This window comes from Nonomuraea sp. NPDC049725 (assembly GCF_040674795.1).
Classification (GTDB): domain Bacteria; phylum Actinomycetota; class Actinomycetes; order Streptosporangiales; family Streptosporangiaceae; genus Nonomuraea; species Nonomuraea ceibae.
In genome coordinates this window covers 275,525-288,687 of sequence record NZ_JBFANJ010000006.1, presented here as the reverse complement: position 1 = coordinate 288,687, position 13,163 = coordinate 275,525, and the positions used below count along the sequence as shown (strand labels likewise).

Here is a 13,163-nt window from a genome sequence, read left to right as displayed (position 1 = left end):
CCCGGGCCCTCGGGCATATCTGCCAGGCTCTAGGAGAAACCGAATGAGCGGCCGATGAACGCCGAGACGCCCGCCGTACAACTGGAGGGCATCACCAAGCGCTTCCCCGGCGTGGTGGCCAACCACGACATCTGCATCACCGTCCAACCCGGCACGGTGCACGCGATCGTCGGGGAGAACGGCGCCGGCAAGTCGACCCTGATGAAGATCCTGTACGGGATGCAGAAGCCGGACGAGGGCACCATCAAGGTCAACGGCCGGGAGGTGGCCTTCCGCACCCCGAGCGACGCCATCGACGCCGGCATCGGCATGGTGCACCAGCACTTCATGCTGGCCGACAACTTCACCGTGCTGGAGAACATCGTCCTGGGCGCCGAGCCGCGCAAGGGCGGCGTCATGCTCGACACGGGCCGGGCGCGGGCGCGGATCAACCAGCTCGCCGAGAGCCACGGGCTGCGCGTCGACCCCGACCGGCTGGTCGAGGACCTCGGCGTCGGCGACCGCCAGCGGGTGGAGATCCTCAAGGTCCTCTACCGGGGCGCGCGCATCCTCATCCTCGACGAGCCGACCGCGGTGCTCGTGCCGCAGGAGGTCGAGGAGCTCTTCGAGAACCTGCGCGAGCTCACGGCCGGCGGCCTCACCGTCATCTTCATCTCCCACAAGCTCGACGAGGTGCTCAGCATCGCCGACGCGATCACCGTGATCCGGCGCGGCACCACCGTCGCCAGCGTCGACCCGGCCGACGTGACCGCCCGGCAGCTCGCCGAGCTCATGGTCGGCAGCGAGCTGCCCACGCCCGAGACGCGCGAGTCCACCGTGACCGACACGGTCGCCCTGCGCGTGTCCCACCTGACCCTGGAGGCCGACGGGCGGGCGCTCCTGGACGACGTGTCGTTCGACATCCGCAAGGGCGAGATCCTCGGCATCGCCGGGGTCGAGGGCAACGGCCAGTCCGAGCTCATCGAGGCCATCATGGGCATGCGCCCGGTGAGCGGCGCCGTCGAGCTCGCCGAGCAGGACATCTCCGCCTGGTCCACGCTCAGGCGGCGCGAGGCCGGCATCGGCTACATCCCGGAGGACCGCCACCGGCAGGGCCTGCTGCTGGAGGCGTCACTCTGGGAGAACCGGGTGCTCGGCCACCAGACCAGGCGGCCGTCCCGCTCCGGCATCTGGATCAACCGGCGGGCCGCCAGGTCCGACACCCAGCGCATCGTCGACACGTACGACGTCCGCACGCCCGGCGTCGACACGCTGGCGCTCGCGCTGTCGGGCGGCAACCAGCAGAAGCTCATCGTCGGCCGCGAGATGAGCGGCGAGCCGAAGTTCCTCATCGCCGCCCACCCCACCCGCGGCGTCGACGTGGGCGCGCAGGCCGCCATCTGGGACCACCTGCGCGAGGCCCGCGCGGCCGGGCTGGCCGTGCTGCTCATCTCGGCGGACCTCGACGAGCTGATCGGGCTGTCCGACACGCTGCAGGTCATCTACCGGGGACGGCTCGTGGCCCGCCTCGACCCGTCCGACGTGACCCCGGAACGGCTGGGCGGATACATGACCGGCGCCATCACCGGCACGAAGGAGACGTGATGCCCGCAGGGCTCTATCGGGCATTGCTCACCGTGGCGGGCGCGATCATCGCCATCCTGGTGGCCATCGGCATCAGCAGCGTGGCGATCGTCGCGGCCGGGGCGAACCCCGGCGACGCGCTCGCCGCGTTCTTCGACTTCGGCGCGCGGGAAAGCTCGGTGTCCAACAGCATCGCCCGGATGCTGAACCGGGCCGTGCCGCTGTTCCTGGCCGGTCTGGCGGTGGCCGTCGGCTTCCGCATGAACCTCTTCAACATCGGCGTCGAGGGCCAGTACCGGATCGCGGCCGTCTGCGCCGCCTACGTCGGCTCGACGTTCGTGGCTCCCGCCCCGATCCAGATCACGGTGATCATCGTGGTGGCGGCGGCCGTCGGCGGCTTCTACGCGCTGATCCCGGCCGTGATGAAGGTGACCCGGGGGGTGAACGAGGTCATCTCCACGATCATGCTGAACTACATCGCGATCAACCTGGCGGCCTTTCTCGTCCGCGGCCCCTTCGCCGGCGAGCGCGCCAAGGGGCAGCTCACCACGACCACCCCGGTCCTGCCCGAGTCGGCCTGGTTCCCGAACATGAACTGGCTGCTGGAGGCGATCGGCCTGCCCGCGCCACGCGGTGGCGGCGTGTGGGGCTTCCTGCTCGTGGCCGTCGTCGTCGGCGTGGCCCTCTGGGTGGTGCTGGAGCGGACCAAGTTCGGCTTCGACGTCAAGGCCAGCGGCCTGAACCCGACGGCCGCGTTCGCCTCCGGCATCGGCCCGAAGCGCATGGTCATCTCCGCCATGGTGCTCTCCGGCGGCATCGCCGGACTGATCGGCCTGCCCGAGATCCTCGGCGACCAGCACGCCTTCGGCACCAACTTCACCCCCGGCCTCGGCTACCTCGGCATCGCGGTCGCGCTGCTGGGCCGTAACAGCCCCTGGGGCATCGCGGTGGCCGCGCTCCTGTTCGCCTTCCTGGACCGGGCCCAGGGGCCGCTGCAGTTCGCCGAGGTGCCGCCCTCCGTGATCACGATCATGCAGGGCACCATCGTGCTCCTCGTGGTCATCGCCAACGAGATCACCAGCAGGATCGCGCTGCGGCGCGAGGAACGGCGCGCGGCGCGAGAGCTCGGAAAGGTGAGCGCATGACCACCCTCGCCGGATCGAGCAGGATCCGCAAATACCACCTGGCGCTGATCGGCGTCGCGCTGCTGCTCATGCTGATGTCGCTGGTCCGGATCATCGCCGGGACCGACGACATCACCTCCTCCGGCGTGATCGGGGCGGCGCTGCTGTTCTCGGTGCCGATCGGGCTGGCCGGGCTCGGCGGCCTCTGGGCCGAGCGGGCGGGCGTGGTCAACATCGGCCTCGAAGGCATGATGGTGCTCGGCACCTGGTTCGCCGGCTGGGCCGGCTACCAGTGGGGTCCGGTGGCCGCGCTGCTGGCCGGGCTGATCGCGGGCGCGCTCGGCGGCCTGCTGCACGCCATCGCGACCGTCACGTTCGGCGTCGACCACATCATCAGCGGCGTCGCCATCAACCTGCTCGGGCCGGGCGTCACCCGCTTCCTGTCGGAGGTCCTCTACAAGGAGGGCTCCCCGGCCAACCAGGCGGGCGCCGGCATCACCACCTCGCCGCCGGTCTCGGGGGAGGCGTGGGAGTTCAGCCTGCCCCTGCTGTCCGACGGGCCCGACTGGCTGGGCTCGCTGGAGAAGACGCACTGGTTCCTGCTCTCCGACGTGGCCGGCATCCTGCGCGGGCTCACCCACGACGTCAACGTGCTGGTGATCCTGGCCGTGCTGATGCTGCCGCTGACGTTCTTCGTGCTCTGGCGCACCGCGTTCGGGCTGCGGCTGCGCTCGGCGGGCGAGAACCCGTGGGCGGCCGAGTCGCTGGGCGTGAACGTCCTGCGGATCAAGTACCTGGCCGTGGTCATCTCCGGCGCGTTCGCCGGGCTGGGCGGCGTGTTCCTGGTGTTCGTCAGCGACAAGTACGTCGAGGGCCAGTCGGCCGGCCGTGGCTTCATCGGCCTGGCCGCCATGATCTTCGGCAACTGGCGGCCGGGCGGGCTGGCCACGGGCGCGGCCCTGTTCGGCTACGCCGACGCCCTCCAGCTCCGCAGCCAGGGCGCGGTCACCTCGTTCCTGCTGTTCGGCGCGATCCTGCTGCTGATCTACCTGATCGTCAGGGCCCGCCGGATGCTGACGGCCGGGCAGTCCGCCCGCGAGTACACGACGATGGCGGCCGCCGCGGCCGGCATGGTCGTGCTGATCTGGCTGTGGCTGACCGTCGACAAGCTGCCGAACGAGTTCGTGTTCATCACGCCGCACGTGCTCACCCTGCTCGTGCTCCTGGTGGCGTCGCAGCGGCTGCGCATGCCCAAGGCCGACGGCGTGATCTATCGACGGGGGGAGCAGCATTGAGCATCGACTGGGAGGCGCTGCGCGCGGAGGCCTCGGAGGCCATGCGCCACGCCTACGCGCCCTACTCCAAGTTCCCCGTGGGCGCCGCCGCCCTGGTGGACGACGGGCGGATCGTCACGGGCTGCAACGTGGAGAACGCCTCCTACGGGGTGGGCCTGTGCGCGGAGTGCGGGCTGGTGTCGGCGCTCCAGGCGTCCGGCGGGGGCAGGCTGGTGGCCTTCACCTGCGTGGACGGCCACGGCGAGCTGCTCATGCCGTGCGGGCGCTGCCGGCAGCTCCTGTACGAGTTCGGCGGTGACGACCTGCTGGTCGAGACCGTCGACGGGCCGCTGCCGATGGCGCGGATCCTGCCGTACGCGTTCGGCCCCGTCGACCTGTCCAGGATGGCGTGATGGACGCGATCGAGGTTATCGTCGCCAAGCGCGACGGCGGCGAGCTGAGCGCGGCCCAGATCGACTGGGTGATCGACGCCTACGTGCGCGGTGAGGTCGCCGACGAGCAGATGTCGGCGCTGGCCATGGCGATCCTGCTCAACGGCATGAACCGGCGCGAGATCGCCGGCTGGACGCAGGCCATGATCCGCTCCGGCGAGCGCATGGACTGGTCGGAACTCGACCGGCCGACGGCCGACAAGCACTCCACGGGCGGCGTCGGCGACAAGATCACGCTGCCGCTGGCGCCGCTGGTCGCCGCCTGCGGCGCGTACGTCCCGCAGCTGTCGGGCCGCGGCCTCGGCCACACCGGCGGCACGCTGGACAAGCTGGAGTCGATCCCGGGCTGGCGGGCGTCGCTGTCCAACGACGAGATGCTCGGCGTGCTGCGCGCGGCCGGCGCGGTGATCTGCGCCGCCGGCTCCGGGCTGGCCCCCGCCGACAAGAAGCTGTACGCGCTGCGTGACGTCACCGGCACGGTCGAGTCCATCCCGCTCATCGCCTCGTCGATCATGTCGAAGAAGATCGCCGAGGGCACCGGGTCGCTGGTGCTCGACGTCAAGGTGGGCTCGGGCGCGTTCATGAAGACGCCGGAGCGGGCCCGCGAGCTGGCCGAGACCATGGTGGCGCTGGGCACCGACGCGGGCGTGCGCACGGTCGCGCTGCTGACCGCGATGGACCGGCCGCTGGGCCGGGCCGTGGGCAACGCCCTGGAGGTCGAGGAGTCGGTCGAGGTCCTGGCGGGCGGCGGGCCGTCCGACGTCGTGGAGCTGACCGTACGGCTGGCCAGGGAGATGCTGGAGGCCGCCGGCGTGTCGGGCAAGGACCCTGCCGACGCGCTGCGTGACGGGTCGGCCATGGACGCCTGGCGGACGATGGTCGGCGCCCAGGGCGGCGACCCGGACGCGCTGCTGCCGCGTGCGGCCGAGACGATGACGGTGGACGCCCCGGAGTCGGGGGTGCTCACCCGGCTCGACGCCTACGCGGTCGGGCTGGCGGCCTGGCGGCTCGGCGCGGGCCGGGCGCGCAAGGAGGACCCGGTGTCGGCGGGCGCAGGCATCACGCTGCACGCCAAGCCGGGCGACCTGGTCAGGGCGGGGCAGCCGCTGCTCACGCTGCACGCCGACGAGACGAGCCGCTTCGAGCGGGCGCTGGAGGCGCTGCGCGGCGGCTACGAGGTCGGACCGGCCGCGGGGGAGACCCTGCCGCTGATCATCGACCGGATCACCGCCTAGACGGACACCGCGGGCGCGTCGTCGAAGATCGAGGAGAGGACGGCGCGCTGGGTGGGGAGGGCTGCCGCGTGCCGGGCGCGGCCCTCCTCGGTGATGCACACGAACACGCCGCGCCGGTCGGAGTCGCACGCGCCGCGGCTGACGAGCGCGGACTTCTCCAGCCTGGCCACCACGCGCGAGAGCGCGCTCTGGCTCAGGTGGACCTCGTCGCACAGCTCCTGGATGCGCAGCTTTCTGTCGTGGTGGACCATCCGGTCGAGCACCTCGAACTCGCTGGGCCCCAGGCCGTGCTTGTCGCCCAGCTCCCGCTCCAGCATGCACATCGCCTTGGCGTGTTTCGCCAGGACGTAATGCCAGGTGCCGACCACGTGCGCCTCGTCCATGACGCGGAGGTTACCACTAGGCGAAAAATCATGCAATGGAATTAAATGCGCTTGCATTAGATGCGAGTGCATGTAATCTTTCCGTCCATGTCCTCTTCCTCCACCCGGTGGAGCGCGCTCGCCGTGCTCTGCGCAGTGATCTTCCTTGACGCCCTGGACGTGTCGATGGTCGGCGTGGCGCTGCCCTCCATCCAGCACGAGCTGGGGCTTTCCACCTCTTCTCTGCAGTGGGTTGTCAGCGGCTACGTGCTCGGATACGGCGGTCTTCTACTGCTCGGGGGCAGGACCGCCGATCTGCTGGGGCGGCGCAGGGTGTTCCTGGTCGCACTGGCGGTCTTCGCCGTGGCGTCGCTGCTGGGTGGCCTGGTGAACGACGGGGCGCTGCTCATCGCCGCCCGCTTCATCAAGGGCGTCGGCGCGGCCTTCACCGCCCCGGCCGCGTTGTCGATCATCACCACCACGTTCCCGGAAGGACCGCTGCGCAACAAGGCACTGAGCATCTTCACCGCCTGCGGCGCCAGCGGCTACTCGCTCGGCCTGGTGTTCTCCGGACTGCTCACCCAGCTCGACTGGCGCCTCACGATGCTGATGCCGGTGCCCGTCGCCGTCATCGCGCTGATCGCCGCGATCAAGGTGCTGCCGCGCAACGCCGAGGAGCGCGCCGACGGCGGCCACGACCTCATCGGCGCCGTGCTGATCACCGCCTCGATGCTGCTGCTCGTCTTCACCGTGGTCCAGGCGCCGGAAGCCGGCTGGTCCTCCGTCCGCACGATCGGCTCGCTGGTCGCCGTCGCCGCCCTGCTCGGCCTGTTCGTGCTCACCGAGCTCAGGCTCAAGCACCCGCTCGTCCGCCTCGGCATCCTCCGCTCCGGGCCGCTCGTGCGGGCCAACCTCGGGCTCGTCGTCCTCATGGGCTCGTACGTGGCCTTCCAGTTCGTCGCCATGCAGTACTTCCAGAACCTGCTCGGCTGGTCCGCGCTCGGCACCGCGCTGGCGTTCCTGCCGGCGGGCCTGCTCGTGGCGGTCACCTCGACCAAGATGGGCGACTTCGCCGACCGGTTCGGCACCGGCAAGCTCATCGTCGTCGGCGCGGCCGCGCTGGCCGGCGGCTACGCGATGTTCCTCGGCATCTCCCGCACGCCCGGCCTCTTCACCCTGGTCATCCCCGGCATGCTGCTGCTCGGCATCGCGTTCGCGCTGTCGTTCCCGGCCCTCAACATCCAGGCCACCAACGGCGTCTCCGACGACGAGCAGGGTCTCGCCTCCGGGCTGCTCAACACCTCCGGCCAGGTCGGCGGCGCGATCGTGCTCGCCGTGGTGACCGCGGTGCTCACCTCCGGCGGCGGCGAGATCTCCATCGGCTCGCTGCGCGCGGCCATCCTCGTCTCCCTGGTGCTCGCCGTCGCCGGACTGGCCCTCTCGGCCGCCGGACTGCGCGACCGCAAGCGGGCCGCCGCCGTGCCCGAGGCGAAAGCGTACGAGGTGGTGTGACCCGGACATTCGCCTGACGTCGGCCCATGCCGATCCGTTATCGGTGCGAGCTTCGCGCGGCCGTCCCCGGGAATCTTGGTGGCATGAACGCGTCACCGGGATTGAGGGCGGCCGCGGCGTGCGTGTGCGGGCTGATGCTCGTGGCGTGCGGCGCGCGGGGCACGGGCACAGGCACGGCCACCGTGGAGCCGCCGTCGAGCCAGGGGAGCTCGGCGACGGCCACGTCCGCCGCGGCCGACCTGCCGACCAGCACCTCCGAGGTGGCCGTCGACCGCGCCGGGGCCCAGCCCGCGCTCGTCACCGGGGTGCGCGCCGGGCGCCACGACGGGTTCGACCGGGTGGTCGTCGACTTCGCCGGCTCGCTGCCCGGCTACACCGCCCAGTGGGCCGACGAGCTCGTCCAGGACGGCTCCGGCACCCCCATCGACCTGGGCGGCGGGCTGGCCCTGCACCTGCTGCTCACCCCCGCCGACGCGCACACCGAGGACGGCACGCCCACCTGGACCGACGGGCCCGACGCCGGGTCGCTGGAGGCCGTCACCCGCATCGTCAAGACCGGCGACTTCGAAGGCCGCGTCGGCATCGCGCTGATCATGCCGGGGCGCACGGCGTTCCGCGTGAAGGAATACTCCGGGCCCAGCCGCCTGGTCGTGGACGTGCGACACTGACCTCGTGGTGAGAAAGATCGAAGGACCCACCCGGATCCCGGTGCCCGGCGGCAAGACCATCGACGAGCACGTCGGCCGCGTCAACAGCGGCGACGAGGCCGTCTCCATCGCGCACATGGTCGCCCCGCCCGGCTGGGACGAGCCCGCCCAGACGCCCGCCTTCACCGAATACACCGTCGTCCTGCGCGGCAGCGTCCGCGTCGAGCACGACGGCGGCGTCACCGAGGTGACGGCCGGGCAGACGCTCGTGACCGAGCCGGGCGAGAGGATCCGCTACAGCACGGGCGACGAGGGCGCCGAATACATCGCGGTCTGTCTGCCCGCCTTCAGCCCCGAGTCCGTCAACCGCGACTCCTAGCCCCATATCATGGGCGGATGAGCCCCACGTACGAGGAGATCCGGCGCGCGCCCAAGGTGCTGCTGCACGACCATCTCGACGGTGGTCTCCGGGCTGAGACCATCGTGGAGCTGGCGCGCGAGAGCGGTTACGACCGGCTGCCGGCCGACGACCCTGACGAGCTGCGGCGCTGGTTCGAGGAGGCGGCCGACTCCGGGTCGCTGGAGCGCTACCTGGAGACGTTCGCCCACACCGTCGGTGTCATGCAGACCCGCGAGTCGCTGGTGCGCGTGGCCGCCGAGTGCGCGGCCGACCTGGCCGACGACGGCGTCGTCTACGCCGAGGTGCGCTTCGCGCCCGAGCAGCACACCACCCGCGGGCTGAGCCTCGACCAGGTCGTCCAGGCCGTCCTGGACGGGTTCCGGCAGGGCTCCGAAGGGCGCGGCATCCGCATCGGCACGCTGCTGACCGCGATGCGCCACCAGGCCCGCTCGATGGAGATCGCCGAGCTGGCCGTGCGCTACCGCGACGTGGGCGTGGCCGGGTTCGACATCGCCGGCGCCGAGGCGGGCTACCCGCCCACGCGCCACCTCGACGCGTTCGAATACCTCCAGCGGGAGAACGCGCACTTCACCATCCACGCAGGCGAGGCGTTCGGGCTGCCGTCGATCTGGCAGGCCATCCAGTGGTGCGGCGCCGACCGGCTCGGCCACGGAGTGCGCATCATCGACGACATCACCGTGGCCGGCGACGGCTCCGCCAAGCTCGGCAGGCTCGCCGCCTACGTGCGCGACAAGCGCATCCCGCTGGAGATGTGCCCCACCTCCAACCTGCAGACCGGGGCCGCCGACTCCATCGCCGAACACCCGATCGGGCTGCTGCGCCGGCTCCACTTCCGCGTCACGGTCAACACCGACAACCGGCTGATGAGCTCCACGACCGTCTCGCGGGAGTTCGCCAAGCTGGTCGAGGCGTTCGACTACGGGTGGGACGACCTGCAGTGGTTCACGGTCAACGCGATGAAGTCCGCGTTCCTGCCGTTCGACGAGCGGCTGGCGCTGATCAACGGCGTGATCAAGCCCGGGTTCGCGCGGCTGAAGTGGCAGCCGTGAAAGAGGTCTTCCGGTCCAAGACCGCGTTCGTGCTCGGCTGGGTGTGGGTGGCGTTCGTCGCCTTCAACGTGTGGGACCTGACCGCCCGCTACAACGGCAAGGCGTCGATGGTGGCGCTGGCCGTGCTGGGCGTGCTCACCGCGCTCGTCTACGTCGTCGCCATCCGGCCCGCCACCGTGTTCACCGAGCAGGGGCTGGTCGGGCGCAACCCGCTGCGCACGACGGTGGTGCCGTGGGCGTCGGTGCGGGAGGTCACGGTCTCCCACTCGATCAACGTCGACCACGGCGAGGGCCGCGTGCTGCGGCTGTGGACCCCGATGAGCTCGGCCCGCGAGCGCGCCAGGGCCCAGCGCCGTGGCCAGGCGGTCAAGCAGCGCGGCCGGTTCAGGACCGAGCCGACGCTGACCAAGGGCGAGCAGGCCGCCGCCCAGGCATTCTCCGGCAAGACGCACGCCGACTGGGTGGGCGAGCAGATCAGCGACCGCGCCGACAAGGCCAGGATCCGCAACGAGGAGCCCGGCCCCGCCCGCGCCACCTGGGCCTACGACTCGCTGGCGATCGGCGTCGTGGCCCTGGTGCTGGTGGTCGCCGCCCTGCTCGTGCCCTGACCGGCCGCGCTCACCGCCTGCGCCGGTTGACGAAGCGTTCCATGCCCGCCCGGGCGATCCCGGAGTCCTCGACCTGGCGGGCGGCCCGCGTCTCGGCGGCGAAGGCGCGCTCGACCTCCTCCAGCGACGGGCGCAGCAGCCTGAGGTGCACCTCGGTGGCCGTGCCGGGCAGCGTCCAGCGGTGCACCAGGCCGATCGCCGTGCCGACCAGCGTGTCCGCCTCGACGACCTGGTCCAGCAGGCCGAGCGAGTGGGCCTCGGTGGCGCTCAGCCGCGCCGAGCCGAGCACCAGCCCCAGCGCCCGGCCGCCGACCAGGCGGCGCAGCAGACAGCTGGCGCCGTTGGAGATCGACAGCCCGATGTGGTTCTCCGGCAGGAAGAACTCGGCCGACGGCGTGCCCAGCCGGGCATCGAAGCAGAGCGTCCACTCCGCCGCGCCGCCCACGGCCAGCCCGTTGACGGCTGCCACCACCGGCACCCTGGTCTCCAGCACGGCCCTGGTGAGGTCGTGGAAGAGCTCGACTTCGTCGATCAGCGACAGCCCGACGGCCTGGTCGATGTCCTCGCCCGCCGAGAACGCCCGCCCGGCGCCGGTGACGACGACGCCCCGGGCCGCCTTGCCGTCGCCGTGCTCGCGCACCGCCGCGGCGAGCTGCCGCCGCATGCCGGCGGTCAGCGCGTTGAGCTTCCCGGGCCGCTGGAGGGTGATCACCGCCACCTCGTCCCGTACGGTCACGTCGATCATGCTCGCTCCTTGTCCGCCGGCAGGGTTACGCGGAACGCGCCCGTCCGCTGGTCGGGGCGCATCAGGTGGCGCTTCTCGATCCGCGCCGAAGGGGTCAGCCGGAAGCCGTCGACGAACTCGACGAACGCCGGCACCTTGAACGGGGCCAGCCGCCGCGCGGCGTGCTCGGCCACGCTCGCCGCGGTCGGCCCGCTCGCCTCATAGCCCGGCCTGAGCTGGACGAACGCCTTGGGCAGCTCGCCGAACAGCTCGTCCGGCACCGGCACCAGGGCGACGTTCAGCACCGCCGGATGCTCGCCCAGCACCCGCTCGACCTCGGCGCAGGAGATGTTCTCGCCGCCCCGGCGCACCATGTCCTTCAGCCGCCCGGCGTGCCGGATCTGCCCGTCGGGATTGCGTACGCCCAGGTCGCCGGTGTGGTACCAGCCGCCGCGGAAGGCGTGCGCGGTGGCCTCCGGGTGGTTCCAGTAGCCGGTCATCATCGGCTCGCCGCGCACCAGGATCTCGCCCGTCTCCTCGTCGAGCGTGACCTCCTTGCCGGGCGGCGGCAGGCCCATCGAGCCGGTGCCGACCTGGTCGCGGGCGTCCGGGGCGGACAGCAGGTCCGGGCCGCTCTCGGTGGACCCGTACAGCTCCCGCCAGGGCGCGCCCCAGCGCTCCTCGAAGGCGGCGTGCAGGCGCGGGGCGATGCCCGAGCACAGCACGAGGCGCATCCTGTTGTGCCGGTCCAGCGGGTCCGGCGGCTGCTTGTACATGAGCAGGGGCATCGTGCCCAGCACGTACGTGAGCGTCGCGCCGTGCTCGCGGGCCGAGCGCCAGAAGCCGGAGGCGGAGAAGCGGGGGAGGACGACCTGCGGGATGCCGCCCATCAGGCACAGCAGGGTCGTCCACTGGGGATCCATGTAGGAGTACGCCTGGGCGATCAGCATCACGTCGTCGTCGCGCAGGTCGACCAGGTCGGCGACGACCCGGGCGGTGCGTAACCAGTAGGCGTGGGTGAGCATGCAGGCTTTGGGGAAGCCGGTGGTCCCCGACGTGTACTGAAAATTCGCCACATCGTTCGGGCTGGGCGATATTTCGGGGGCGGGGTGGGAGCCGGTGAGCGCGTCCAGGGTGTGCACCACGTGGCCGCCGCGCGGGACGTGCCCGGCGTGCTCAGCGCTGGTCACGGTGGCGACGGCGCCCGAGTCGCGCAGCACGTGCTCCAGGTCGGCCGCCCGGTAGCGGACGTTGACCGGGACGGTGACGGCCCCGGCCTTGAGGACGGCCAGCCAGCTCAGCGGCCAGCCCGGGACGTTGTCCAGCATGACGGCGACCCGGTCGCCGGGCCGTACGCCGGTGGCCGCCAGGGCCCCGGCCAGCCGGTCGCTCTCCGCGTCCGCCTGGGCGAAGCTCAGCGAGACGTCGGGGAAGCGGAGGAACTCACGGTCACCGAAGCGGGCGGCGGCCCACCGGACCAGGGCGGGGACGGTGTCGGGAACATCGGAGCGACGGTCAGCCATGCGGCGGCTCCCAGGGGAAGTCGGGCAGCAGGGAGAAGTCGGGCAGCAGGGACAGTCCGGGTGCGCGGACGGCGGCCAGGCCGATCGCCACGAACTCGGCGCACACCTGCTCCAGCGTGGAGTCGCCGTCGGGGCGGTACCACTCGCTGGTGCCCGTGCACATCGACATCAGGGCCAGGCGGGTCAGCTTCTGGTCGGCGACCCGGAACACGCCCGTCGCGACGCCGTCGGCCAGCGCCTGCCGCCAGAAGTCCTCGTACGCGTCGCGGAGGGCGATGATCTCGTCGTGGGCGGCGCCGCCGGGGGTGAGCGAGCGCAGTTCGCCGTCCATGACCCGGGTCGTCATGGGGTTGAGCGCGTGGATGGCGGTCAGGGAGCCGATGAGCAGCGCCAGCCGTTCGGCCGGGCCGCCGACGCCGGCCAGGAGGCGGCGGGTGGCGTCGATGAGACCCCGGTGCCCGGCCTCCATCAGGTCGGCGAGCAGGGCTTCCTTGCTGGAGACGTGGTGGTAGACGCCGGCGTTGGTGAGGTTGACGGCCCTGGCCAGGTCCCTGACGCTCGTGGCGGCGTAGCCCTGCTCGGCGAACAGCCGCACGGCCGCCGCCCTGATCCGCAGGCCGGCGTCGACATCCCGGGCAGTCTTCATGGGACCTACCGAACGTTCGGTTA

General features: G+C 71.7%; 14 protein-coding genes. 10 read left to right on the top strand and 4 right to left on the bottom strand.

Annotated features, from left to right (window positions below; all coding sequences use genetic code 11):
• Positions 1-54 precede the first annotated feature (54 nt).
• From AB0J53_RS18275 to AB0J53_RS18255, 5 genes are read left to right on the top strand one after another with little or no spacing between them, the layout of a single operon-like run.
• Positions 55-1,584 (top strand): ABC transporter ATP-binding protein, encoded by a 1,530-nt coding sequence (locus tag AB0J53_RS18275; RefSeq protein ID WP_364173425.1) that lies wholly within the window; start codon positions 55-57, stop codon positions 1,582-1,584.
• Positions 1,584-2,708, top strand: a complete 1,125-nt coding sequence (locus tag AB0J53_RS18270) for an ABC transporter permease (RefSeq protein WP_364173422.1) — start codon at positions 1,584-1,586, stop codon at positions 2,706-2,708. The genes AB0J53_RS18275 and AB0J53_RS18270 overlap by 1 nt, the downstream gene beginning before the upstream one ends.
• Positions 2,705-3,982 (top strand): ABC transporter permease, encoded by a 1,278-nt coding sequence (locus tag AB0J53_RS18265; protein ID WP_364173420.1) that lies wholly within the window; start codon positions 2,705-2,707, stop codon positions 3,980-3,982. Before AB0J53_RS18270 ends, AB0J53_RS18265 begins: the two co-directional genes overlap by 4 nt.
• Positions 3,979-4,374, top strand: coding sequence for a cytidine deaminase (locus AB0J53_RS18260; RefSeq protein WP_364173417.1), 396 nt, complete (start codon positions 3,979-3,981; stop codon positions 4,372-4,374). Before AB0J53_RS18265 ends, AB0J53_RS18260 begins: the two co-directional genes overlap by 4 nt.
• Positions 4,374-5,648: a thymidine phosphorylase gene (locus AB0J53_RS18255; RefSeq protein ID WP_219500731.1), complete on the top strand. Its 1,275-nt coding sequence runs from the start codon at positions 4,374-4,376 to the stop codon at positions 5,646-5,648. The genes AB0J53_RS18260 and AB0J53_RS18255 overlap by 1 nt, the downstream gene beginning before the upstream one ends.
• Here the strand turns inward: AB0J53_RS18255 and AB0J53_RS18250 are convergent.
• Positions 5,645-6,031: a MarR family transcriptional regulator gene (locus tag AB0J53_RS18250; RefSeq protein ID WP_219500732.1), complete on the bottom strand. Its 387-nt coding sequence runs from the start codon at positions 6,029-6,031 to the stop codon at positions 5,645-5,647. The two genes, AB0J53_RS18255 and AB0J53_RS18250, sit on opposite strands and share 4 nt — an antisense overlap.
• Positions 6,032-6,118: 87 nt before the next feature.
• Here AB0J53_RS18250 and AB0J53_RS18245 point away from each other — a divergent pair, with 87 nt between their 5' ends.
• From AB0J53_RS18245 to AB0J53_RS18225, 5 genes are all read left to right on the top strand, one after another.
• Complete coding sequence (locus AB0J53_RS18245; protein ID WP_357584215.1) at positions 6,119-7,522, top strand: MFS transporter; 1,404 nt, start codon at positions 6,119-6,121, stop codon at positions 7,520-7,522.
• Between the two features lie 83 nt (positions 7,523-7,605).
• Positions 7,606-8,190, top strand: coding sequence for a hypothetical protein (locus AB0J53_RS18240; RefSeq protein ID WP_364173412.1), 585 nt, complete (start codon positions 7,606-7,608; stop codon positions 8,188-8,190).
• Positions 8,191-8,194: 4 nt separating this feature from the next.
• Entirely contained in the window at positions 8,195-8,548 is a 354-nt protein-coding gene (locus AB0J53_RS18235; RefSeq protein ID WP_364173409.1) for a cupin domain-containing protein, read from the top strand.
• Positions 8,549-8,565: 17 nt separating this feature from the next.
• Entirely contained in the window at positions 8,566-9,639 is a 1,074-nt protein-coding gene (locus AB0J53_RS18230; RefSeq protein WP_364173406.1) for an adenosine deaminase, read from the top strand.
• A complete protein-coding gene (locus tag AB0J53_RS18225; protein ID WP_219500750.1) occupies positions 9,636-10,247 on the top strand; it encodes a PH domain-containing protein in 612 nt (203 codons plus the stop codon). The genes AB0J53_RS18230 and AB0J53_RS18225 overlap by 4 nt, the downstream gene beginning before the upstream one ends.
• 10 nt (positions 10,248-10,257) lie before the next feature.
• Here the strand turns inward: AB0J53_RS18225 and AB0J53_RS18220 are convergent, their stop codons facing one another.
• From AB0J53_RS18220 to AB0J53_RS18210, 3 genes are read right to left on the bottom strand one after another with little or no spacing between them, the layout of a single operon-like run.
• Positions 10,258-10,992 (bottom strand): enoyl-CoA hydratase/isomerase family protein, encoded by a 735-nt coding sequence (locus AB0J53_RS18220; RefSeq protein ID WP_364173402.1) that lies wholly within the window; start codon positions 10,990-10,992, stop codon positions 10,258-10,260.
• The gene (locus AB0J53_RS18215; RefSeq protein ID WP_364173399.1) at positions 10,989-12,494 is read right to left on the bottom strand and encodes an AMP-binding protein; all 1,506 of its coding nucleotides are present in this window, start codon (positions 12,492-12,494) and stop codon (positions 10,989-10,991) included. The genes AB0J53_RS18220 and AB0J53_RS18215 overlap by 4 nt, the downstream gene beginning before the upstream one ends.
• Positions 12,487-13,140: a TetR/AcrR family transcriptional regulator gene (locus AB0J53_RS18210; protein WP_364173396.1), complete on the bottom strand. Its 654-nt coding sequence runs from the start codon at positions 13,138-13,140 to the stop codon at positions 12,487-12,489. Before AB0J53_RS18210 ends, AB0J53_RS18215 begins: the two co-directional genes overlap by 8 nt.
• Positions 13,141-13,163: the final 23 nt, after the last annotated feature.